17 protein-coding genes and 2 pseudogenes are annotated in these 23,800 nt (G+C 65.2%); 10 read left to right on the top strand and 9 right to left on the bottom strand.

The window, feature by feature from the left end; all coding sequences use genetic code 11:
* Nucleotides 1–68: 68 nt before the first annotated feature.
* On the top strand, nt 69–1,406 hold the full coding sequence (locus tag K1X41_RS04730) for a hemolysin family protein (protein WP_133616015.1): 1,338 nt from the start codon (nt 69–71) through the stop codon (nt 1,404–1,406).
* Entirely contained in the window at nt 1,403–2,449 is a 1,047-nt protein-coding gene (locus tag K1X41_RS04725) for a hemolysin family protein (protein ID WP_132204611.1), read from the top strand. The genes K1X41_RS04730 and K1X41_RS04725 overlap by 4 nt, the downstream gene beginning before the upstream one ends.
* A 123-nt stretch (nt 2,450–2,572) precedes the next feature.
* Here K1X41_RS04725 and K1X41_RS04720 read toward each other — a convergent pair whose 3' ends face one another.
* The 7 genes from K1X41_RS04720 to K1X41_RS04690 all read right to left on the bottom strand — a co-directional run bounded on the left by K1X41_RS04720 (nt 2,573) and on the right by K1X41_RS04690 (nt 11,198).
* Complete coding sequence (locus K1X41_RS04720; protein WP_132204613.1) at nt 2,573–3,187, bottom strand: hypothetical protein; 615 nt, start codon at nt 3,185–3,187, stop codon at nt 2,573–2,575.
* A gap of 87 nt (nt 3,188–3,274) precedes the next feature.
* The gene (locus tag K1X41_RS04715) at nt 3,275–4,489 is read right to left on the bottom strand and encodes an ABC transporter permease (protein ID WP_220175428.1); all 1,215 of its coding nucleotides are present in this window, start codon (nt 4,487–4,489) and stop codon (nt 3,275–3,277) included.
* Nucleotides 4,486–5,193: an ABC transporter ATP-binding protein gene (locus K1X41_RS04710; RefSeq protein WP_132205240.1), complete on the bottom strand. Its 708-nt coding sequence runs from the start codon at nt 5,191–5,193 to the stop codon at nt 4,486–4,488. Before K1X41_RS04710 ends, K1X41_RS04715 begins: the two co-directional genes overlap by 4 nt.
* 167 nt (nt 5,194–5,360) lie before the next feature.
* On the bottom strand, nt 5,361–6,713 hold the full coding sequence (locus tag K1X41_RS04705) for a hypothetical protein (protein ID WP_258566654.1): 1,353 nt from the start codon (nt 6,711–6,713) through the stop codon (nt 5,361–5,363).
* Between the two features lie 291 nt (nt 6,714–7,004).
* On the bottom strand, nt 7,005–8,045 hold the full coding sequence (locus K1X41_RS04700; protein WP_220175427.1) for a hypothetical protein: 1,041 nt from the start codon (nt 8,043–8,045) through the stop codon (nt 7,005–7,007).
* A gap of 491 nt (nt 8,046–8,536) precedes the next feature.
* The gene (gene metX, locus K1X41_RS04695; protein ID WP_220175426.1) at nt 8,537–9,742 is read right to left on the bottom strand and encodes a homoserine O-acetyltransferase MetX; all 1,206 of its coding nucleotides are present in this window, start codon (nt 9,740–9,742) and stop codon (nt 8,537–8,539) included.
* 133 nt (nt 9,743–9,875) lie between these two features.
* On the bottom strand, nt 9,876–11,198 hold the full coding sequence (locus tag K1X41_RS04690) for a bifunctional o-acetylhomoserine/o-acetylserine sulfhydrylase (protein ID WP_132204621.1): 1,323 nt from the start codon (nt 11,196–11,198) through the stop codon (nt 9,876–9,878).
* Nucleotides 11,199–11,479: 281 nt separating this feature from the next.
* Between K1X41_RS04690 and K1X41_RS04685 the strand changes: the two genes are divergently transcribed.
* From K1X41_RS04685 to mfd, 5 genes and pseudogenes are all read left to right on the top strand, one after another.
* Nucleotides 11,480–12,250 carry an SDR family NAD(P)-dependent oxidoreductase gene (locus K1X41_RS04685; RefSeq protein ID WP_133616023.1) on the top strand — a complete coding sequence of 257 codons (771 nt, stop codon included), beginning with the start codon at nt 11,480–11,482 and terminating at the stop codon, nt 12,248–12,250.
* 111 nt (nt 12,251–12,361) lie between these two features.
* Nucleotides 12,362–13,091 (top strand): annotated as a pseudogene (locus K1X41_RS04680) (uracil-DNA glycosylase).
* A gap of 403 nt (nt 13,092–13,494) precedes the next feature.
* Nucleotides 13,495–14,073: a 50S ribosomal protein L25/general stress protein Ctc gene (locus tag K1X41_RS04675; RefSeq protein WP_132204625.1), complete on the top strand. Its 579-nt coding sequence runs from the start codon at nt 13,495–13,497 to the stop codon at nt 14,071–14,073.
* A gap of 163 nt (nt 14,074–14,236) precedes the next feature.
* Complete coding sequence (gene pth, locus K1X41_RS04670) at nt 14,237–14,827, top strand: aminoacyl-tRNA hydrolase (RefSeq protein WP_133616025.1); 591 nt, start codon at nt 14,237–14,239, stop codon at nt 14,825–14,827.
* Nucleotides 14,824–18,514 (top strand): annotated as a pseudogene (mfd, locus tag K1X41_RS04665) (transcription-repair coupling factor). Before pth ends, mfd begins: the two are co-directional and overlap by 4 nt.
* An 80-nt stretch (nt 18,515–18,594) precedes the next feature.
* Here mfd and K1X41_RS04660 read toward each other — a convergent pair.
* Nucleotides 18,595–19,176: a hypothetical protein gene (locus tag K1X41_RS04660; protein ID WP_220175425.1), complete on the bottom strand. Its 582-nt coding sequence runs from the start codon at nt 19,174–19,176 to the stop codon at nt 18,595–18,597.
* Nucleotides 19,177–19,551: 375 nt separating this feature from the next.
* Between K1X41_RS04660 and K1X41_RS04655 the strand changes: the two genes are divergently transcribed.
* Both K1X41_RS04655 and K1X41_RS04650 read left to right on the top strand, forming a co-directional pair.
* The gene (locus K1X41_RS04655) at nt 19,552–20,307 is read left to right on the top strand and encodes a MazG nucleotide pyrophosphohydrolase domain-containing protein (RefSeq protein ID WP_220175424.1); all 756 of its coding nucleotides are present in this window, start codon (nt 19,552–19,554) and stop codon (nt 20,305–20,307) included.
* Between the two features lie 210 nt (nt 20,308–20,517).
* Nucleotides 20,518–20,733 (top strand): hypothetical protein, encoded by a 216-nt coding sequence (locus K1X41_RS04650; RefSeq protein WP_133616034.1) that lies wholly within the window; start codon nt 20,518–20,520, stop codon nt 20,731–20,733.
* Between the two features lie 89 nt (nt 20,734–20,822).
* Here K1X41_RS04650 and K1X41_RS04645 read toward each other — a convergent pair whose 3' ends face one another.
* Nucleotides 20,823–21,704: a LuxR C-terminal-related transcriptional regulator gene (locus K1X41_RS04645; protein WP_132204637.1), complete on the bottom strand. Its 882-nt coding sequence runs from the start codon at nt 21,702–21,704 to the stop codon at nt 20,823–20,825.
* A 109-nt stretch (nt 21,705–21,813) separates the two neighbouring features.
* Between K1X41_RS04645 and K1X41_RS04640 the strand changes: the two genes are divergently transcribed.
* Nucleotides 21,814–23,796 carry an AMP-binding protein gene (locus K1X41_RS04640; RefSeq protein ID WP_220175423.1) on the top strand — a complete coding sequence of 661 codons (1,983 nt, stop codon included), beginning with the start codon at nt 21,814–21,816 and terminating at the stop codon, nt 23,794–23,796.
* The last annotated feature ends 4 nt before the right edge of the window (nt 23,797–23,800 follow it).

Raw genomic sequence — 23,800 nt, 5'->3', positions numbered from 1 at the left:
AGACCGTCAGACCCTCCGAGTAGTTGCCGCGTTCACACGCGGCCCTCCGTACTGGTGGGGAGATTCAGATGAACGACTGGATACTCCTTCTCATCGGCCTACTCCTTACCTTCGGCACCGGCATTTTTGTCGCGGCTGAGTTCTCCCTGGTCGCGCTCGATCGTCAAGATCTTGAGCGCCGCAGGGAATCGGGGGAGCGTGGCCTCGATCGAGTGATTCGCGGTCTCTCACGCACCTCGACACACCTTTCGAGCGCACAGCTCGGAATCACCCTCACGACTTTGCTTGCCGGCTACACGCTCGAGCCCGCGATCAGCGGCTTCCTTGACGCTCCTCTTGGGGCGCTCGGAGTGCCGGAGGATCTGCGCCGCACGATCAGCGCTCCCATCGCCATCGCACTTGCCACAGTGTTCTCCATGATCGTTGGCGAGCTCGTGCCGAAGAACTTCGCACTCGCCCGCCCCCTGGCCACTGCCAAGTTCGTGATGCCCGCGCAAGGCGCCTTCACCGCGACGTTCAAACCTGCGGTGGTGGTGCTCAACGGCAGCGCGAACGGCATGCTTCGCGGCATCGGAATCGAGCCGAAAGAAGAGCTCTCCGGCGCCCGTTCGGCTGAAGAGCTTTCTTCACTCGTGCGGCACTCCGCGAGCGCCGGCCTACTCGAGGCCGATACCGCGACCCTGCTCGGGCGCACGCTGCGTTTCTCCGAGCTCACAGCGGCCGATGTCATGACGCCCCGCCTGAAGATCGAGAGTGTGCAACGACTTGAGCCGGCACAGGCCGTGCTCGAACTCTCAGGCCGTTCTGGGTACTCCCGATTCCCGGTGATCGACGAGGACCGCGACGACATCGTCGGTGTTGTCCATGTCAAGCACGCTGTGGCCGTCCCGCGGGCTAAACGTGGCGAGGTCCCCGTTGCTGCGATCGCAGAAGAGGTTGTGCGTATCCCGGATACGATGCGCCTCGACCAGCTCCTCGGTGCGCTGCGCACGAGCGGTTTCCAGCTCGCGATCGTCGTTGACGAGTATGGCGGCACCGCCGGCATCGTGACGCTTGAGGACCTTGTCGAGGAGATCGTTGGTGAAGTCGCCGACGAGCATGACCGGGCAGCTGCGGGTGTCGTGGGTACCGCCGAGGAGATGACGTTCCCCGCGGATCTGCGCCCCGACGAGGTGCGTGATCAGACCGGAGTGGAAATCCCTGAGGACGACGACTACGACACGGTCGCCGGCTTCGTGCTTCGCGAGCTTGGCCGGATTCCTGAGCCAGGGGACGAGGTGACGCTCGCCGACGGCGGCACCCTGCGGGTCGAGCGGATGGAGGGGCGCCGGATTGCCCGCTTGCGGTACACGGGAGTGCCGATGCCAACCGACAGCGCAGACCAGAGCGAGGAGGCAGCCCGATGAGCGACTGGATGGGAATCGTGTGGCTCGTCGTACTGCTCGTAGCCAACGCCTTTTTCGTGGGAGCGGAGTTCGCCGTGATTTCGGCGCGTCGCTCACAGATCGAGCCGCGCGCTGAGGCGGGTTCGAAGCGCGCCAAGACCGCGCTCTACGCGATGGAGCATGCGACGCTGATGCTGGCGACGAGTCAGCTCGGCATCACGGTGTGCTCGCTGCTGATCTTGAATGTATCCGAGCCGGCCCTCCATCACCTGCTGGAGGGGCCGCTCGGGTGGACCGGGCTTTCCGCGCAGGTCGTGAGTGTCACCGCGTTTGTGCTGACACTGCTGATCGTCACCTACCTGCATGTCGTCTTTGGTGAGATGATTCCGAAGAACGCGGCGTTCTCGGTGCCCGATCAGGCTGTGCTGCTGCTTGCGCCGCCGCTCGTCGCGGTTTCTCGGGTACTCAAGCACATTATTGCGGCGCTCAACGCGATCGCGAACGGCGTGCTGCGCATGTTTGGTGTCGAGCCGAAATCGGAGACCAACAGCACCTACACGCTGGAGGAGGTCGCGAGTATCGTGAACCACTCCACGCGCGAAGGCGTGCTGGAGGATCGCAGCGGCGCGCTTACCGCGGCGTTTGAGTTCACGACGAAGCGCGCGGAAGATCTCCTGGTGCCGGCTGGCCGCTTGGTGGTGCTTCCCTCAGGAGCCACACCGGAAGACGTCGACGCCGCAGTTGCGAAGCACGGATTCTCACGGTACCCGATTGCCAGCCAGGAGGGCAGCCTGGAAGGGTACGTTCACATCAAGGATCTCGTGCGACTGGGCGAGGACCGGATTGCCGAACCCATTCCGGCGAAACGAATCCGTGAAATGGTTTCGCTCCATGCGGAGACCGAGCTGGAGGATGTGCTCGCCAGGATGCAGGCGCGGGGGATTCACCTCGCACGGATTCACGACAGTGCGGGAACGGAACTCGGCGTCGTCTTCCTTGAGGACGTCATCGAGGAACTCGTCGGTGAGGTGCACGACGCCACCACCCGGCAGCGACATCAGTAACTGAGGTGTGCGGTGCCCGCTGGCCGAAGGGCTAGCTGGCACCGCAGCCGCAGCTGAGACGCATCAAACGCTCATCTTCACGGGGACGAACGAGTACTCGCGCAGGATCGCTGAGCCGGTGCGCTAGCGAGCGCTGAGCACCACGTGTGCGGTCACTTCGTCGATGGGCATCCGCTCCGTTGCGAGGAACGGATTGTCCGGGATCGTGAACTCAACGTCGAATTCCACCGCGTCCTCGGAGAGCTCGGTCGGAGTGAGCTGCACTTTGATGCCGGGTCGCTCCACACCGTTGACGGAAATCGTGCCGATCGCCAGCACAGTGCTCGCGGAGCTGCCTGCTCGGCGCAGCACTGTCGGCTGCGTGAGCTCGAACGTTGCTTCAGGGAACTCAGCGAGTGAAAGCCCGATCTGGGCGTTCGTGATCACGCCGTCTTTCAGCACCAGGAAACCTGAAGACTGCAACTGGGCGTCGACCGCGCGTCCAAGGAATCCGCCGACGGGGGAGATCAAGCTCGTCTCGGCGACATCGTAGACACGCTCTTCAGGGAGCTGAAGGAGGTCTGAATCGGGAGACGCCTGGAGCTCGGCGGCGAAGACCGACGCGTCAGCAATCGGGGCACACCCGGTGAGGCAGAGCGGGATGCTCGCGGTCACTGCCGCAGCGAAACCGATCGTGCGCACGGCGCGGTTCGCGACAGTTCTGCTCGCGAACGAGCGATGTGTGGGGAACGCAGTCACAGCCCGGATTCTCCTCCCTGATAGACGACCGAGCATGAGCTTACGCGCGCAAAGTGAGAGCCGCCCGAATGCGAGGTGTGAACGCGATCAGGCATCGCGCAACGCGTCGACCGGCTCGACCCGGGCGGCCTTCATCGCAGGGTACCCTCCGGCAATGAGCCCCACGAGCGCGCCGACCACGACACCGACGGGAGCTGCCCACGGCGCGAGCACCGGTGTCCAACCTTGCACGAGACAGACTCCGATCAGCGCGAACAGGCCAACCACAACGCCGATGAGCCCGCCGAGTACGCCGATCGTGACTGACTCGAGCATGAACTGTTGCGCAATATCGCGAGTGCGGGCTCCGAGAGCACGGCGGAGCCCGATCTCACCGCGGCGCTCGGAGACGGACAGGAGGGTGACGTTGGCAATCCCAATTCCTCCGCCGATGAGTGCGACGATACCGATGGCAAGAAACAGCACGTTGACGTCCGACTCGACCTCCGATTGCAGCGCACTTGATCCAGCGGGGGCCGAGACTTTAAACGTGTCAGGACTGTTCGGGTTGAGCGCGATGGGCGCCTGGCGCCCCACCACGGGGCCGGCCCCGATATCGATTCTGATGTCCAGGCTCTCCGGCGATGCGAGTGCGAGTTCAGATCGCGCGGTCTGAACGGGCACGATCACGGAGTCGAGCAGATTGTTCCTGGTGCCGACGGAATCGATGATGCCAATGACCGTGTATGCGCGACCGTCGACGAAGACCGCGGGTTGGCCAGTGACACGGTTGATCCCGAGCCGTTTGGCGGCCTCGGCTCCGAGCACGACGACGCGGTCACGGCGCTCGTTGTGCCCCTCATCAAAGAAGCGTCCCGTCTGCAGTCCTCCTTTGACAACGCGGAGGAGATCGGGGGAGGCAGCGATGACCGGCGGTGAGGACTTCTGCGGTTCGGACGGATCCTGTACTTGCACCGCTTCGACCCGCACAGACGCAGGGAGTTTGCCGACGAGTGCGGCATCGACCACTCCGGCGAGCGGGGTCACCCGTTCAACCGCGTCCCAGGGCACGCGCGAAGTGGCGCGCTCCTTGCCCCCAGGCCCTTGTGTCGACCCTGGTTCCACGGTGACGCGCGTTGCCGCAAGCGCGTCGAACTGCTGGGAGATCTGCCCTGCAGCGGTCTGAGCGAAGCCGATAGTGGCCACGAGCGAGGCAATGCCGAGCACCGTGCCCAGCAGCGTGATGACCAGGCGTGACGGGCGCGAGCCGATGCCTTCGAACGCCTCGTGAACAAGCGCGCGGAGCGAAATCTGGCCGCTCATGCAAGCTCCGAGAGTTCGCCGTCGTTGATGCGCACTCTGCGTTCTGCCGCTGCAGCCACTGCGGCGTCGTGGGTAATCATGACGATCGTGAGGCCGTCCTCTCCAAGTTCAGAAAACAGTCGCATGATCGACTCCGAATTCGCGCGGTCGAGGTTCCCGGTCGGTTCGTCAGCGAGGAGGAGGCGAGGCGAGGTGCACACGGCACGGGCGATCGCCACGCGCTGTCGCTCGCCGCCGGAGAGCGTGGTGGGTGAGGCATCGACGCGGTGACCGAGGCCCACGCGATCAAGCGCAGCGCGGGCGAGCGGTTCGCGCTCGTCGCGGGTGAGGCCGGCGTAGGTTCCTGCGAGCATCACGTTTTCGAGTGTGCTGCGGGTGGGCATCAGGTGAAAGGACTGGAATACAAAACCGACGGCACGGCCGCGCAGTGCCGAGCGCTCATCATCACTCAAACTGGCGACGTCGATGCCCTCGAACAAAAAACGGCCAGTGCTTGGCCGATCGAGCAGGCCGAGCGTGTTCAGCATCGTCGACTTGCCTGATCCGGACGGGCCGACGATGGCGAGGTAGTCGCCGCGCTGTACAGCGAGATCGACACCGCGCAGCGCGTTGACCGGAGGCGGCCCTGGGAAGAATCGGGTGACGTCCTCGAGCTCAACGATCGGGCCAGGATAGTCGGGGTTTCCGGCGACCGTCTCCGGCATGACGGCTGGCGATGTGCGGCGGCGGAAACTCAGCCGCTTGCCGCGGACCGGCGGTTGCGCTCCGGCTGCAGTCTCGGCTGCGTGGGTGGTGTCACCGGCGTCTGCTGCTGTTTCTGCAGGCGTTTTTCCGGGCTCTTCTGCGTCCGCGAAGAGATCTTCGACCCGACTCATTCTCCGACCACGACCTGCGCTCCCGGTTCGATCCGTGGATCCTCCGAGCTGATCTCAACGAAGCCGTCAGCCGCGAGCCCCGCCGTGACCGTGATGTTCTCGGTTTTGGCGTCTGGTCCGTCACCCCTGGAGATCAGGAGCTCGACGCGATCTTCGCCTCCCGAACCTGCGGACAGCGCTGCGATGGGGACTGCAAGGACTTCGCCGTCAGTTGCTGCAACCGGGATCCTGACGCGCACGTTGTTGCCGCGGAGTGCATCGATCTGTTCGGGGGAGAGGTCTCCCGGGCTGAGCCGCACCGAATAGCGGCTGGAATCGCTGCCCTGACCGCTCCCGCCCTGGCCTTCTCCGGATTCTCCGTCAGTGCCTGAGCCGCTGCCTGAACCCGATCCGCTGCCCGAGCCACCGCTCTTGGGCGCGATGATCTTCTCGACTGTTGCCACGAGGTCCTCGCCGTCAGGACCGGGGAACGTCGCGGTGAGCCCCTCGCTCAGCAGATCGGCGTCTTCCTTTGAGATGGTGCCGATGATTGTCAGCTTCGCGCCGGAGACCGTCATGGGCGATCCAGACAGGATGTCACCACGTTTCACCGTAATATCGTCGACGCGACGGGGGAGGTCGTTCAGGAACAACGCTTCGCTCGATGGCAGCGTGGGCAGCACGCCCTCTTGTGCCGTTCCAAGCGCTTGCTGCGCGTCAAGCAGCGCATCGTTCGCGGATGTGACGGCCGCGCGCTCGGCGATCGGGTCTGTTGCGCCGCTGTCGATGGCCAACTGCAGGTCTGCCTGAGCCTGGGCGAGCTGCACACCGGCGTCGCGCGCCGCACGCTCAGCCTGCTGCAGGACTTCCTGCGCCTCTGGACCGCCAGCTGCAGCGGTGTAGCCGATCTGCTCGTACAGTGTGCCGAGCGCGGAGGCCGTGTCGTACTCGAACGTGTCAGAGTTGACATCGCCAGCCCAGTAGCCCATGGCGCTCAGAGCGGATTTCAGCTGAACCACATCGGGTCCGCGCATGCCGACGCTGAGCGAACGGTACGCGGGGAGATCTCCTGGGAGCACGATCACCGGCCTGCCTGCGACCTCAAGCGCGACGTTCCCTGCGTTGAACACGGTGCCGCTCTCGGGGACGTGGCCGGTGATCACGGGCCGCGCCTCGCCGCCGCCCGAATCGATGGTGACGTTCACCGCATCGGCGTAGGTCACATCGCCGCGCGCCACGACGGTGTTCTCGATCTCCCGCAGCTCGACCGGTGCGGTGACGGGACCGGCCTTGGGCGGCGCGGTGCGAGCCGCAAGCTCGGCGGGGGACACGATGAACTGCATCACGGCGATCCCAATCAGGAGCGACACGACGGCGACAGCAGCGATGACTGCAACGAGGCGGTCCCGGACAGCGTGCGCGACCGCTGAGCGAGGGGTGTCGTCTCAGGTGCGGCCGCCCCTCGGGGGTCCTGCACGCCTGCTTCTGGCGTCACATTGCTCTCGTCCGCCGCACCGTCAGGCAGCGCTGTTCGTGCGGTGGGGTCTGTTGCGCGTGAGCGCTTGCCGAACCCGGGGATCTTCACGGCGGCTAGCCTTTCTTCTGGAGCGCGTGCTGGGCGAGCGCGGCTGGGATCCGGTGTGAGCGCAGCTGCACCTCGGCTAGTCCTTCTGCTTTGTGCCGTGCTTGGCGATGAGCGCGTCCAGCGCTGCCTTGTTCTCGTCGACGAACTTCTGCTCGGCAATCACTGAGACGTCGTGTTGCTTCTCGTCGTACTGCAGCCCGTCACGGCACTTCCAGTCCGCAACTGCCATGTCGATCTCGCGCTTCTGGAAGGCGTCTTGCTCCTTCTTGCTGGGCTCCGTGTACTCCTCGGTTTCGCCTCCGGACATCGAGCCGTAGTACTCGTCTGCGAGCGCGGACTGTGCGGCCGTCGGGCTTGTGAGATCGGGGAACCCCGCCTCGGCCATGCAATCCGCCCAGTCGCGATTGAGCTGGGCGATTTCAGGGCTCGGATTTTCCTCGTCGTACGCAGCGTTCCAGACTTCGTTCATCGAGTCGAACAGCTCTGTGAACTCTGGATCCTCGTAGGGTGCCATTCCGCCAGGAGTGTCTTTCTGGATTTCGTGCTGGGCTTTCCCGTAGCAGCCCTGCGTGGTCCAGTCACTGGTGAATGAGCCGTCCCCCTCTTCCATCGCGGCCATCTCTTCTTCGCTCGGGCCGGGGCCGTAGAGCACCTCATAGAACGCCGTCTGCTCTGATTCGCTCAGCGAGTTGATGTAGTCCTGGTTCGGGTCGACATATTCTTCTTCTGGCGCGGAGTCCATGGCGCTCATCCCAGGAGAATCGATGATGCCGTACCCGTACTCCTTGGCGAACTCCTCGGTGCCCCAGTCGGGGCCAGCGTTCTCATCGTCTCCCGCGGCGTAGACCACGCCGCCGTTGCTCGTATTGGGCTTGTACTCGAAGCCCTCCTGCGTCATGCACTCGGCGACCAGATCTTCGATCTTGAGGTTGTCCTTGTCGAGTTGTTCCTGTGTCATTTCACCGTCGCTCCAGAGCGCGGACATGTATTTTGAGAGCGGGCCCTCCTCGGGCTCAGCTTTCGTTTTGCCGTCTGAGCTGCACCCGGTGAGCGCGAGCGCCGCGACCGCGAGGGCGGCGGGGATCAGGAATTTGACGGGGCTCGTACGTGAAGACATGGCACCTCAATCTGGAGAGTGTCGGAATCTGAAGAGTGGCGGCGCGGGGAGTCCCGAACCTCAGCGTTGAGTAATTCGTCAAGCTAGCACAGTGGCTCCTGAGGGCACCTGAGGATTCCCCAGGTGAGGTGGTGCTGAGCGCACGAAGGGTGTAATGGGGCAACGGCTGGTGTGCGGGGAGTCGTGGGGCGGAGAACGGTGCGCGGAGTCAGCGCCCTGGCGGTGCTGCGAGGCACCAGCCTGGGCAGCGCGGCACCGATCATGTGCGGATCGGCCTGAATCATGAGGTGTCCGCCCCGAGCAGTTGCTCGTGGCACCGCGGAGGAATGCCCGTGCGCGCGCAGCCTTGAGCGCAAACCTGAGTAGGCAATTCTACGTTTGAGTGCGCACGGACACTCTGACTGAGTAGATCGGTGTGCAGCTCCCGTGGCCGCACGCTCGCCGCACGCTCGCCGCACGCTCGCCGCGCGCTTGTGGCGGGACGTGCGCTGCTACTCCGCGAGCAACCGTGCGAGCTGCGCACCGACGCGCTCGAATTCGATAAGGAACGCGTCGTGCCCGAATGGCGACTCAATCCTGGTTGCTCGTTCCCCGTCCAGGCTGCCGGGCGTGTGCCTGGCGATTTCGTCTTGACCCTCAAGGGTGAAGAGTCGGTCGCTGGGGATGCCGAGCACGAGTGTGGGCAGATCCAGCGTGGAGAGCGCAGCACGCACCCCACCGCGGCCGCGGCCGACGTCGTGAGAGTTCATTGCCTGAACCAGGGTGACGTAGCTGCCGGCGTCGAAGCGCCGCGTGAACTTATTGCCGTGGAAATCGAGGTAGGACTCGACCGCGAAGCGGCCGCCACCGCCGAGAGGGCTCACCGCGGACTGCCAGGCGCGTCCGAAACGCTCGTCGAGCTCAGTGTTGCTGCGATAATTCAGCAACGCGAGCCGCCTGGCTGTCGCGAGGCCGTGATGCGGCCCAATCCCGTCGGGTGCGTCATAGTAGTTGCCGTCTCGGTAGGACGGATCCGAGCGAATTGCCTCGAGCTGCACGAGGTTGAGGCCGATTTGATCGGCCGTGGTGACAGGCGGAGCGGCGATCACCGCGAGGCGATCCACACGGTCACGCTGCGTGAGACCCCACTCGAGCGCGTGCATGCCGCCCATTGAGCCCCCAATGACCGCGCAGAAGCGATCGATCCCGAGCGCATCGGCAAAGCGCGCAGTTGCGGCGACCTGATCCCGGATCGTGAGGTACGGGAAGCTGCCGCCCCACTCCCGGCCCTCCGGGGAGAGTGAGGCAGGTCCCGTTGAGCCCTGGCACCCGCCCAGCACATTGGGGGCAACGATGCAGTAGCGGTCCGTGTCGAGGGGGCGACCGGGACCAACGATCTCGCTCCACCAGCCGTCAGTGGGATGGCCGGCGCCTGCCGCGCCGACGAGGTGGCTATCACCGGTGAGGGCGTGGAAGACGAGAATCGCGTTGTCGCGGCGTTCGTTCAGCTCGCCGAATGTTTCGTACGCGATCCGGACGTTTGGAATCTCGCCGCCGAACTCGGTCGTGAGATCGCCGATTGCGGTGAACTGGCGTTCACCAACGGGATCCCCGTCGCGCCACCCGCCGGAGATGGGAGGCCGACCCATGAGCGCGCGCAGCTGCGCGTCGGTAATGAAGTCAGTGGGGAACGAATCCTCGGGGGTCTGCCAGTCCATAGTTCCCCATTCTGCCCGGCTCGCAGAATCCTCGGGCGATTGTTACGCCCGGGGATTTCGCGGGCTCGAATCTTGTCCGGCGGATCCGACCCCAAGGATCCGGCCCCGCGGGGCCGGATCCTTGGTCGCGAAGTTACGCGCGGGCGGCCTCGACGACTTTGCGCGCAGCGGCGAAGCCCTTTTCCAGGTCGCTCGTGATGTCGTCGAGGTGCTCCAGGCCGACCGAGAGGCGCACAAGGCCGGGCGTGACGCCGGCCGTGAGTTGCTGCTCGGGGGTGAGCTGCGAGTGCGTGGTCGACGCCGGGTGGATGATCAGGCTGCGCACGTCGCCGATATTCGCGACGTGGCTGAACAGCTCGACATTCTCCACGACTGCGCGGCCGGCATCGACGCCACCCTTCAGCTCGAAGGAGAGCACTGCGCCCACGCCCTTCGGGGCGTACGTGTTGGCCGCGGCGTACCACGGGCTCGTGGGGAGGCCCGAGTAGTAGACCGTCGCCACGTCATCGTGCGAGTCGAGCCACTCGGCGACCGCCTGCGCGTTCTGCACGTGGCGCTCGATGCGCAGTGAAAGGGTCTCGATGCCCTGCAGCAGCAGCCAAGCGCTCAGCGGGGCGATCGAAGAACCGAGGTCGCGCAGCAACTGCACGCGCGCCTTGATGATGTACGCGATCGCGTCGCCAACTGCGCCCGTGTAGCTGACACCGTTGTAGGAGGGATCCGGCTCCGTGAGGCCGGGGAACTTGTCGACGTGCTGCGACCAGGGGAACGTACCGCCGTCGACGATGACGCCGCCGAGCGTGGTGCCGTGGCCGCCGAGGAACTTCGTTGCTGAGTGCAGCACGATGTCGGCGCCGTGCTCGAACGGGCGCACCAGGTATGGGCTCGCGACCGTGTTGTCCACGATGAGCGGCAGGTGGTTCTCGTGGGCCACGTCCGCGATTGCGCGGATGTCGAGCACGTTGGAGCGGGGGTTCGCGATGCTCTCCGCGAAGAACAGCTTCGTGTTCGGGCGGACCGCGCGCTGCCACGCTGCGGGATCGTCCTGATCCTCGACGAACGTGACCTCGATGCCCAGCTTCGCGAGCGAGTACTTGAAGAGGTTGTAGGTGCCCCCGTAGATCGAGCTCGACGACACGATGTGGTCGCCAGCATTCGCGATGTTGAGCACGGCGAACGTCGAAGCTGCCTGGCCGCTTGCAAGGAGCAGTGCACCTGAACCGCCTTCGAGCGCTGCGATGCGCTGCTCGGCCACCTCCTGAGTCGGGTTCGTGATGCGAGTGTAGATCGGTCCCAGCTCGGCCAGCGCGAAGCGGTTCGCAGCCTGGTCTGCATCCTCGAAAACGAAGGCCGTGGTCTGGTGGATCGGCAGTGCGCGCGAACCGGTGACGGGATCAGGCTGCTGGCCCGAGTGGATCTGCTTGGTCTCGAAACCCCAAGCGCTCTGTTCTGACATGAAAGCTCCTCGTGCGTGGTCCCGGGCCAGGCTGGCTCAGGAAGTGGTGAGTGGTGAAAGACACTGGTACAGCAAGTTCGTGGTGGTGCTGGATCCGAGCGTACGAGGTCTCTGCCCGATACAGCAACGGGCCGCGACACCCTGCGTAATGAACTGGGCGCCAACCCGCGAGCGCAGCAGGCGATGTGCTCCCGAAGTAGGCTGGCGAGTGAACCGCTGCAGACCCACGCGAGTGCGCAGGAACGAGTCAGCGGTGCGACGAGCGGAGACGGGGCGACGGCATGCTGAAACGAGTAGTGGTGACGGGGGCGAGCTCCGGTATCGGAGCTGCAAGCGTGCGGCGATTCGCCGAACTCGGCTGGCAGACAGTAGCGGTCGCGCGACGTGCCGACCGACTGCAGGCGCTCGCGGCCGAGACCGGGGCACTCCCGATCGCGTGTGACGTGACGGTCGCCGCGCAGGTTGCTGCGCTCGCAGCTGAAGTTGCCGCGACGGGTGGGGCTACCGCGCTCGTGAACAACGCTGGTGGTGCGCTGGGCACTGACTCGGTCGAGAGCTCGTCGAACGATGACTGGCGTCAGATGTTTGAGGTCAACGTGCTCGGGCTGCGCTCGGTGACTGCGGCAATGCTGCCAGTGTTGCGGGCAGGCGCCGCTGAGACCGGGTGGGCGTCGATCCTCAACCTCACCTCCACCGCAGGGTTGAGCGCCTATCCGGGCGGCGGCGGATACAACGCTGCGAAGTATGCAGCCCACGCCGTCACTGAGGTGCTGCGGCTCGAGCTTGCGGGAGAGCCCATCCGGGTCATGGAACTGGCTCCGGGATTGGTACACACAGAAGAATTCACGCTCAACCGACTGCGCGGTGATGCGACCGCGGCGGCGAAGCCGTACGCGGATGTGATTCCCCTGCAGGCTGAGGACGTTGCGCGGGTGCTCGTTGCCGCCTTCGAGCAACCGCCGCACGTCAATCAGGATCTGATCGTGCTGCGCCCAGTGGCACAGTCGAGCGTGTTCCACACGCACCGCGGCCCGCTCACTCCGAAAGGCTGAAACTTGGCAGGGCGACGGGCTGCGGAGAAAGCTGGGCGCGACAGTGCCGGACGCGGTGGTGCTGGCCCCGACCGCGGTGTGAGTGGCAGAGCAGCTGTTGACAGCGGTGGCGTGGATGACCGTGCGCTGGATCTGGCCGCGCTCGCCGCCGCTGGCCGCATCGCTCCCGACTGGGCTGAGGCGCTGGCCCCTGCTCAGGGGAGCTGACCGGGATCGCGGAGTTCCTCGCTGCGGAGGCCGCGGCGGGTCGGGAGGTATTGCCAGCAAGGGACCGGATCTTTGCCGCATTCGAGCGGCCGCTCGCGGATGTGCGCGTGCTGATCGTAGGGCAGGATCCGTATCCGACACCGGGGCACCCGATTGGACTGTCGTTCGCGACGGCGTCCGAGGTGCGGCCGCTGCCGCGCAGCCTGCAAAACATCTCGCGCGAGCTGCAGACGGACGTGGAGAGCGCGCCGCTCACCCACGGTGACCTCAGCGAGTGGGCCGATCAGGGGTGCTGCTGCTCAATCGCGTGCTGACAGTGCGTGCTGGAGCGGCCGGTTCACATCGTCAGCGCGGCTGGGAAGCGGTGACGGAGCTGGCTATCGAGGCGCTGGTGGCGCGCGGCGGACCGCTCGTCGCAATTCTGTGGGGCAATGACGCCCGAGCGCTGGCTCCGATGCTGGGTGAGGTGCCGCGGATCGAGAGCGCGCATCCATCGCCGCTGTCGGCTTCGCGCGGGTTCTTCGGCTCAACGCCATTTAGCCGGGCGAACGCTGCGCTCATGGCCCAGGGCGCTGCGTCGATCCACTGGGGCACGAGTCCGGCGCCCGACGCGCAGCTATCGCTCTGGGACTGAACGCCGCAACGCTGACGCGGGTGCAGCGAGACCCGCGGGTCGCAGTGCGGCGCTCCGCACCGCAGCCCCGTCGAGCTGCCGACCCCGAGCAACCACAGAGAGCCGATCTGATCTCCTCACCCGACACTGTCCGCACAGTGCATCGCCCGAAGGATGCCACACACCGAACGATCCCGAAGTGCTGCTGCTCCTTGAATGCCTCGCCGCGCGGAGCGAGAATCTTGCCGCTCCCGGATCGTGTAGACTTAGCCGCTGTACTTCGGCGAGGGGCGCGTGCGCCCGTTATCGACGCGGGACGGAACGCCTTTTGCGGGCCATCTTGCTGCGTTTCAATGCAAGTGCGAGACACCAATTCTGGCGGCCCTGCCGCCCCCATTGGGCGAAAGCCCGCAAGGAGAAAACCATGACGGATTCCAACAAGCTGGTAGCTTCCACCCGCGAGACCTTCGGCAAGGGCGTCGCCCGCAAGCTCCGCGCAATTGGCCAGACTCCGGTTGTCGTCTACGGACACGGCACCGATCCCGTGCACCTCTCGTTGGAGACGCACCCGCTGAGCCTCATCCTCCGCCAGGCAAACGCGCTCATCGAGCTCGACATTGACGGCAAGTCGCAGCTGGTTCTGGTGAAGGACGTGCAGCGCGATCCCGTACGCCAGATCATCGAGCACGTCGACCTGATCGTCGTGAAGAAGGGCGACGCCGTCGAGGTTGAGGTCCACGTTCACGTCGTTGGCGAGTCCTTCTCCGGCACGAACGCTCTGCAGGAGCTCAACACGCTCCGCCTGAGCGCAGCGGCGACGTCCATCCCCGAGAGCGTTGAGGTCAACGTTGAGGGCCTGGAGGACGGCACGCAGATCCACGCCGGTGACATCGAGCTGCCCAAGGGTGCGACCCTGCTCGACGATCCCGCAGCACTCGTCGTCAACATCGTCGCCCCGCGCGGCGTTGCTGAGGACGCCGAGGGCGAAGCAGCAGCGGAGTAACGCTCCCGCACATCCAGGCCCGTCGGGTCGGCTCATTCAGTCGACTCGACGGGCCGTTTGGCTCTCTGGGGCTCGTGCGCACTGCGATGTCAGTGGCCCTTGAGATGATGGTGTGCACGGAGGTGTTGATGTGTTCTGGCGAAAACGGAAAGTGGAGGAGCGCGTGTCTGAGGACAGCTGGCTCATCGTGGGTCTCGGGAACCCGGGGGCAAAGTACGAGGCGACCCGGCACAACGTCGGCCAGATGGCACTCGATGTGCTCGCAGCACGCATTGGCGGCAGGTACTCCGCGCACAAAGCGGGGGCTCGGATCGCCGAAGGTCGGCTGCGTCCCGGTGGTCCGAAACTGATCCTGGCCAAGTCCAATGGCTACATGAATACCTCGGGTGGCCCGGTCGCTGGTCTTGCAAAGTACTTCAGCGTGCCTCCCGAGCGTGTGATTGCGATCCACGACGACCTCGATCTTCCGTTTGACTCCATCAAGCTCAAGCGGGGCGGTGGTCACGGAGGTCACAATGGGCTGCGTGACATCGCGAAAGCACTCGGCACCCCGGAGTATTTCCGAGTGCGGGTCGGCATCGGGCGCCCTCCAGGGCAGCAAGACCCTGCAGATTTTGTGCTCAAACCCTTTGGCAGCACTGAGCGAGGCAACCTGGGCGTGCTGCTTGAAGATGCCGCGGACGCCGTTGAAGACCTCATTGCCGAGGGGCTGCTCGCAGCCCAGCAGAAGTTCCATGGTCGGAGTGGATCGTGAGTCTGCGCGGGATCGACCGCCTCCTCGAATCCTCGTCGTCGTTCGCACGTGCGCTTGAAGCGAGCGACACTGACGCCGAGTTCTCAGTTCCCGAGGGGCTCAGAGCGCCGCTCATCGCCGGCCTCGTGCGTCGTCGCCGGGCCGCCGGGGACCGGGGGCGTTGCTGCTGATCGCGGCCACAAGCCGCGAAGCAGACGCACTGCGCGCAGCGCTCGCCTCACTGCTTCCTGACGCTGTCACGGTCGAGTTCCCGGCATGGGAGACGCTTCCGCATGAGCGGCTGAGTCCGAGCGCAGAAACTGTTGGCCGCCGCGCTGCTGCGCTCCGCCTGATTCGTGATCAGGCTGTCGCTGCGAGCACATCGGAGGCTGATCTCCCGCCGCTTGTGGTGGTCGCATCGGTGCGCGCTGTGCTCCAGCCGGTGTCGCCGCACGCCGCGCTCGCCGAGCCGCTTACTCTCCGCGCTGGCTCGGAGTCAATCGGGCTCGAGGCCGTTGCGCGTGAGCTGGTTGCCCGTGCCTACACTCGTGTCGACATGGTGACGCGGCGCGGCGAGTTTGCCGTGCGCGGCGGCATTCTTGACGTATTCCCGCCGGAGGCCGCACAGGCGGTTCGCGTCGATTTCTTCGGAGACGAGGTGGATCAGATTCGTCGCTTCGCGGTTTCGGATCAGCGCAGCGCAGGCGACCCGCTCACCACCGTCGAGTTGTGGCCAGCCCGCGAACTCTTGCTCACAGACGACGTGCGGCTGCGCGCGGCCGAGTTGCTCCCGCGTTTTCCCGCACTCTCATCCCTGTTGGAAAAGCTCAGCGAGGGAATCCCCGTCGAGGGCATGGAGAGTCTGCTGCCGCAGCTCGTGCCCGGGCTGAAGCCACTCACCGCGCTGTTGCCGGAGGGTGGCGCGGTGCTGGTCGCGTCACCCGAGCGCATTGCTGGCCGCGCTGTGAGTCTCGCTGAGACGAACCGTGAATTCCTTGAAGCTGCGTGGCACGCAGCAACTGCTGGGGCAGACGCTCCTGTGCCCGTTGAGGACAGCGGGTTGCTCACTGTGGCGGAACTGCGCGCGGCGTCGGCCGGGCGTCCGTGGTGGACAGTCTCAAGCTTCGTGCGCGACGAGGCGGAAGCGCCGGGCGGCACCGCAGGGGAGGGAACCGAAGCCTCGATCACCGCTACTGACGCCACCGAGGCTCCCGACACCCTGGCGATTCCTGTCAACGGCGGCTCTTTGCCGCGCCCGCCACAGGGGGCCGATGCTCCGAGCTTTGCGATTCGGTTCATCGGAGAGCGTGTGCGTGAAGGCTGGCGCGTCGTCGTGACCGCCCAGGGGCGGGCCTAGTGGAGCGCGCACGCGATGTGCTCGCTGAAGCAGGGGCCGCAGCTCGGATCGTGGACGAGGTCCCCGAAGAGTTCGAGCAGGGCGTGGTGTACCTCGTCGCAGGAACCGCATGGTCCGGGTTCCAGAGCCCCGAGGCGCGGCTCGTGCTCGCCACCGAGACCGAGTTCTTCGGTCGCGCGGTCAGCGCGCAGGCTGCCACTGGGCAGAAGCTCGCGAAACGCCGCGGCAAAAACGTGGTGGATCCACTGAAGCTCGTTGCCGGCGACTACGTGGTGCATGAAACCCACGGTATTGGCCGCTTCGTCGAGCTCACTCAACGCATGGTGCCGACTGGGATGGGGCGCGATGCAGGCAAAGCGCTGCGCGAGTATTTGGTGCTCGAGTACGCGTCGACAAAACGCGGCATGCCCAAGGACAAGCTGTATGTGCCCACAGATCAGCTCGATCAGCTTTCACGCTACGTGGGAGGTGAGGCTCCCGCGCTGTCGAAGATGGGCGGCAGCGACTGGTCCACCGCGAAGACGAAAGCACGCAAAGCGGTCCGAGATATCGCAGTTGAACTCGTAAAGCTTTACTCGGCGCGTGTCGCGTCCACCGGTCACGCATTCTCGCCTGATACTCCGTGGCAGCACGAACTTGAAGAAGCATTCCCGTACGCCGAGACGCTGGACCAGCTCACCACGATCGACGAGGTCAAGCGCGACATGGAGAATCCGATCCCGATGGATCGGCTCGTCGCTGGCGACGTCGGCTTCGGGAAGACAGAAGTGGCCGTGCGCGCGGCGTTCAAAGCTGTGCAGGATGGGAAGCAGGTCGCGATGCTCGTGCCGACCACGTTGCTCGTCAATCAGCACCTTGAGACATTCCAGGATCGTTTTGCAGGGTTCCCCGTGCAGTTGCGACCGCTCAGCAGGTTCCAATCCGAGAAAGAGTCGAAGGACACGATTGACGGTCTTGCGGCGGGCACCGTCGATGTGGTGATCGGTACGCATCGATTGCTCTCAGAGAGTGTGCTCTATAAAGATCTCGGCCTCGTCATCATTGACGAGGAACAGCGTTTCGGGGTCGAACACAAGGACTCGCTGAAGAAGTTGAAGACCAACGTCGATATCCTCGCGATGAGCGCGACCCCCATTCCGCGCACGCTTGAGATGGCAGTGACCGGCATCCGGGAGATGTCCACGCTTGCGACGGCACCTGAAGATCGCCACCCCATCCTCACGTTCGTGGGGCCTCGCAGCGACAAACAGATCACGGCCGCTATCCGGCGTGAGCTGCTGCGAGAGGGGCAAGTGTTCTTTGTGCACAACCGGGTGAGCTCCATCAACCGCGTTGCGGCCCAGCTGTCAGAGCTGATTCCGGAGGCCAGGATCGCCGTCGCCCACGGCAAGCTTTCCGAACACCAGCTCGAACAGGTGGTCCAGGATTTCTGGGAGCGTAAGTACGACGTACTCGTTTCCACCACCATCATCGAGACTGGTCTCGACATCGCGAACGCGAATACGATCATCATCGACGCGGCAGACAAATACGGATTGAGCCAATTGCACCAGCTCCGCGGCCGTGTCGGTCGTAGCCGGGAACGAGCCTACGCGTACTTCCTGTACGACCCAGAGAAGCCACTTACCGAGCACGCACACGAGCGACTCGACACTCTCGCAGCGAACAACGAGCTCGGCTCCGGCATGCAGGTGGCGCTGAAGGACCTTGAGCTTCGTGGGGCGGGCAATCTGCTGGGAGGTGAGCAGTCCGGCCACATTGCCGGTGTGGGTTTCGATCTCTACCTGCGCATGATCGGCGAGGCCGTCAACACGTTCAAGGGTGAGGAAGTCTCGGGGAACATCGAGCTGGTGCTTGAGCTCCCGGTTGACGCACACATCCCAGAAGACTACGTGGAGAGTGAGCGGTTGCGCCTTGAGGCGTACCAGAAATTCTCGGCGGCCTCGCATCCGCAGGCGCCGGATGACCACGTCAAGCTGGTGCTGGAGGAACTCACCGATCGCTACGGCGAGCCCCCGGCCGAAGTGCAGCGACTTGCGGCGGTGTCTGCGTTGCGCCGCCGCGCTGCGAGACTCGGCCTCTCGAAGCTGGTCGCCGCTGGCCCTGCACTGCGCATCGAGCCGGTGAAGCTGCTCGACTCCCGCAAGATGCGGATGAATCGGATGTACCCGGGGTCTCGGTACACAGAGACCACCGGAGCGCTACAGATTCCGCTCCCCGGCGGCACGGCCAGCTCGCGCAGCCCACTTGCGGGTGTGGGGCAACCGAAGACCGGGGACGAGGGAGACATCGTTGCGTGGACTGGCCGCGTGCTGTCGACGCTACTGGAGGACGAACAGCCGGCGAGCTGAGCTGAGTGATCTGCCTGCGGCGCGGAGTCCGTGCCGCAGGTTCCGGCCTGCGCTTCGCGGGCGGCGAGCGCACTCAGTGCCTACTCCGCCCTGCACGCTCGCTCAAGCTGTGCACCGGACTCCTGCAGCGCGGGAAGACGTTCGGTATAGAGCTCAGCGAGGCGACCACCGTACTCCTGCAGCTGACCGAGCGAGGAAAGATCGCCAGCTGCGAGCCCGCTGACGTCGGGGGCGCCCAGCGCAGTGACATCGGCCGCAAAACCGCTCCACTCATGCTGCGCTTCATCGAGCGCGGTGAGCACCGCCGGATCGGTGATCGAGCCGGACGCAGCGTCGAGGGCTGCAATCACGGTCTCGATCATGGAACGCGGATCGATGGGCTCGCCAGCGAGGGCATCCGCCACAAGCTTCGGTGCACTCTGTTGGGCTTCAGCGGTCACTCGGTCGATCGCTTCCGTCGCCAGCTGGCACTGAGAGCTCGGGGATCCGGACCCTTTCTCGGTGGTGCTGGAACCTGCGGAACTGTCGGAGGCCCCAGAGCTGCTCCCGCCCGGGAGCCCCGGCAAGGCGATGCTGCAGCCGGTGAGCGCGATCGTGAGGAGCGCGAGCGCAGCAGTTGCTGCGTGAGCGCGGGGGCGAATCGACGTGGGAGTGCGAACCATCGAGGGTCCTTTCGGGCTGCGGGATGGGGATGTCATCACGCTAGTGGGTGCTCCCTGGCAGCTCCTGGGCGTACCCAGGCCGCACGGAGCTGCATCACGAGTCTCCGGTCCCGGGGCTCGTGCAGCGCGGAAGATGGTGTGGTCTCGGTCTCGGTGGCTCGGCTGCTGCACGCGTCAAGCCGGGTCCGTGGAACCCACTGATCTGCGTGAGCGCCTGCGGCCCTCGACACGCTGCAGGAGCGCGATTCTCTGGCCTGCTCAGTAGTTCCCGTCAGGCTGAGACTCGCGGGATGCCGCCGGGTTGTCCCGCCACGAACTGCGGGGGCACGCTCCCGAACCCCGGGCTTGTCCAGGCCGGGTGAGTACTGTTGATGTATGGAAAGCGCGAGCATTGAGGCCGACATCCACACGGACACCCCCGAAACTGCGGACGGCCTTGAGGCCGCAGCCGCGGCAGTTGCACGGGCTGCGCAGACGGTCAAGACGATGGTCTCGGCCGGTGGCTGTGCTTGGCACGAAGCGCAAACGCACGCCTCGCTGGTCCCCTTTTTGATCGAAGAATCGGCGGAGTTTGTGGACGCGATCGAGCGAGAGCTCCCGGCAGATGACGTGCGCTCGGAACTCGGCGATGTGCTCTACCAAGTGCTGTTTCACGCGGCGATTGCCGAACGGGATGGTGAGGGATATGACCTTGCCGAGGTTGCCGAGCAGCTCAATCAGAAACTGATCGCCCGCCACCCGCACGTTTTCGGAGACCGCGGATACATGAGCGTTGAAGAGCTCCATGCCGAATGGGAGCGCCTTAAAGAGGACGCCGCAGGCGAAGCCCGGGGTTCGCGCGGTGCGCTTGACGGGATCCCCGCTGGGATGCCGACGCTGGCGCGCTCCGCAAAGGTGGTTGAGCGGCTGAAACGGGCAGGCCTCGTCAATCCCGGAGCAGGGGAGGGGACACACGAGGATCCACTCGCCGCGGCGATTGGGCCCGATGAGCAACATCTCGCCGAAGTGGGAGTCGGTGACGGACTCCTGGCACTCGTCATGCGCGCAAACTCGGCGGGGGTTGATCCAGATCGGGCACTCCGGCTCGCTGTTGAGCGACTCTCTGCGCGCGTGATGCACGGCGAGGACTGACGCAGCAGAGACCTCGTGCGAGCGGAGAGCTCTCGATCCAACTGATGTTTCAGCATCTTGACATTCGAGAGTTTTGCGCGATATATTTGATTTTGCGCGAGCCCGTTCCTGCGGAGCTGGGCAGCGTGCTTGAGTGTTCTCGGCACCCGCGCTCGCGTCTCGCGCACTCGGCGCGCTGCGCTCATCCGATTGCCACAGGAGGGGGAACGAATGGATCTGACCAGCCTCGTCGCGTCTTCCGCGAGTGACTCCTTGGGGAGCGCCACCGCAGTGGGCCCCGCGCACGTCGGGGCCGCTGCCGAGATCGGTGGCCTGGTGCTTGTGGTTGTCGGGTTTGCCTATCTGATCTGCGCCGTGAGTCTCTTTGTGCGGCGCAGTCGCAGCCGTCGCGTGCTGTCCGGAGGGGCCACCAGTCGCGTGTACTGAGCGCCTGGCCTCCTTGTCAGCCGCATCCCGCGCCCGGTCGTAGCCAGCCTCAGCGGGCTCCACTGCCGGCCTGGACCGGCGGGGACACGCTACGGAATCACACCGAGTCTGCGTGCCGTCGCAACGGCAGCGTGCCGGGTGGAGGCTTCGAGCTTGCTCATCCCTGTCTTCACATAGCTTTTCACCGTGCTCTCGGTGAGTTGCAGCGCCTGCCCGATCTCGGCATTCGTGTTTCCACGCGCGACGAGGGAGAGCACATCGATCTCGCGCCGGGAGAGATGCACCTGCGCGGTCTCGGTGGCCGCCGGCGTGCCCATTCTGGCGAGCCGCTTCCCGAGCTCGGTGAGGCGGCCACGCACAGCAGGGTCTGACACCTCAGCGGTGAGTGTGCGAAGCTCGGCGTGGCCCACCCGCAGTTCCTCAAGGAGATCGCTGGGGATCTCAGTGATCGCCGCACGCTCGGGAGCCGTGGCCGCGACGGCAGTCAATTCGGCCTCGCGTGCCGCGAGCCGCCGCTCGACCTCGTCTTCGATGCGGATTTCGTGGGCGAGTTCACGGGCTACGGCAACCCCGGCTCGCAGAAAGGCCGGGCGAAGGCGCGAGTCGGAACGATTGCCGCCGTAGAGCACCGCACGCACCCTGCCGTCGACGATCACCGGCATCGCCAGCAGGGTCACAATATCCTCGGCGCAGATCTCTGAATCGTAGTCGTGTGTGATGAGCTGTGATCGCGTGTAATCGGGAGTCAACCGTGGCCGTGCCTCGTTCATTGCGCGGCCACCGAGCCCTCGCATGCGGTGCACCCGCAAGCCGAACAGGCTTCGGGTCCGGTTGCCGGAAACCGAGCTGACCGTGGTGATGTCGTCCGCTTCGAAGCCGCCGAATGCGAGCGGGAATGAGGTGACGCGGGCAAACTCAGCAACCGCATCATCGAGCAGGGTGCTGACGTGAGTCTGGGGCAGTTGCGTCATCGGAGCTACCAACTTTCGGGGGTATTTCAATCGTAACCCGCTCCCTAGCATCGGGGAAGCACATCGCAACGAGGCGATTTGTGTCGAAAGATTGCACAGGAGAATTATCGTGACTGCAAGCAATTCGAAAACTCAATACACGAGTTATCAAGAGGTGTGGGAACGCAGCCAGAGTGATCCAGCTGAGTTCTGGCTCAGTGAATCTGAGTACATCAACTGGATAACGCCCCCGGCGACTGCCCTCTCTCACCCGAGCGAGACCGAGTGGCGCTGGTTCCCAGACGGCACGCTGAACGTGTCGGCCAACGCGCTCGATCGGCACGTCGATGCCGGACGTGGCGACGCCATCGCCCTCATCGCGGATTCTGCAATGACGGGGACGCAGGAGCGGGTGAGCTACACGGAGCTGCGGGATCGTGTCGCTGTCTTCGCAGGAGCCCTCCGCGATCTGGGCGTCGAGAAGGGGGATCGGGTGCTCGTGTACTGCCCAATGACCCCTGAGGCGGTCATTGCGATGCTGGCGTGTGCACGGCTTGGAGCGATCCACTCCGTGGTGTTCGGCGGTTTCGCAGCAAACGAACTTGCAGCCCGCATCGATGACGCGAAGCCGCGGGTGATCGTGACATCCTCTGGCGGGCTCGAACCCGGTCGCCAGGTGCCATATCTTCCGCTCGTGCACCGCGCGCTTGAGATCTGCGGCGCAGAATCCTCCGGCGTGAGCGCAGTGGTTGTGGCCGACCGTGCGCACGTGCCGGGGACCGCCGCTGACTTCACCGGGAGCGCGGGCGCGGGCGCCACCTGGTATGACTGGGACACGATCGTCGCCGCGGCAACGCCTGCCGATCCCGTCCCCGTGCACGCCAACGACCCGCTCTACATCCTCTATACCTCGGGCACGACCGGGAGCCCGAAGGGAATCGTGCGCGATAGCGGCGGATACGCGGTTGCGCTGTCATGGGTCATGCGCGGAATATACGACTTCGGCCCCGGCGACACCATCTTCACCGCTTCGGACGTCGGCTGGGTGGTGGGCCATTCCTTCATCGTGTACGGTCCGCTGCTCGCTGGCGGCACGACGGTGCTGTACGAGGGAAAGCCAGTGGGGACCCCGGACCCAGGTTCGTTCTGGCGCGTACTCGCTGAAACTGGCGCAAAGATCCTGTCCACCGCCCCGACCGCGCTGCGCGCGATCCGGCGCGAGGATCCTGAACTGCGTGAGCGTGAGAAGTACGACCTCTCCCGGCTTCGCGCGATCTATCTGGCTGGTGAACGGATGGATCCTGAGACCTGGCACTGGGTGCGCGACGGGATCGGGGTGCCGGTGGTGGATCACTGGTGGCAGACCGAGACCGGATGGCCTATCTGCGCGAACCCGCTCGGCATTGAGGAGCTGACGGTGAAAGCAGGGTCGACTACCGTGCCAATGCCGGGCTTCGACGTTCGGATCGTTGACTCGGCCGGTGTGGACATCACCGCACCGGACGTCGAGGGCAATATCGCGATCAAGCTCCCGCTGCCTCCCGGTGGAATGCTCGAGATCTGGGGGAGCCGCCAACGGTTTCTCGACTCCTATCTCGCAGCGTTTCCTGGGTATTACGCGAGCGGCGACGCTGGACACTTTGACGAGGACGGGCATCTCTTCGTGATGGGACGCACTGACGACGTGATCAACGTCGCGGGTCACCGCCTCTCGACCGGCTCGCTCGAGGAGGTGCTCACGCAGCACCCAGCCGTCGCCGAGTGTGCGGTGATTGGGATTCACGACCCGCTCAAAGGGCAGCGCGCCGCCGGCTTCGTCACTGTGTCGCGCGGCACGCGGATCCCGAATGAGGAGCTCGCCGCCGCGCTGATTGCGCTGATCCGCGACCGCGTCGGCCCGGTCGCCTCGTTTCGTGACGTGACGGTCGTGAACCGGCTCCCGAAGACGAGATCCGGCAAGATTCTCCGCAAGACCATGCGCCAGATCGTCGACGGCGAGGCCTACACCGTGCCCGCGACGATCGAAGATTCCGGGGTGATCGACGAGTTCATCGCCGCGCTCGCACAGACGGTTTCGGCGCCGCCCACTCGGGCGGTCACGCTGCCGCGCTAGGCGC

It is taken from the genome of Leucobacter luti (genome assembly GCF_019464495.1).
GTDB classification, from domain to species: domain Bacteria; phylum Actinomycetota; class Actinomycetes; order Actinomycetales; family Microbacteriaceae; genus Leucobacter; species Leucobacter luti_A.
This window is presented reverse-complemented; position numbering and strand designations above follow the sequence as displayed.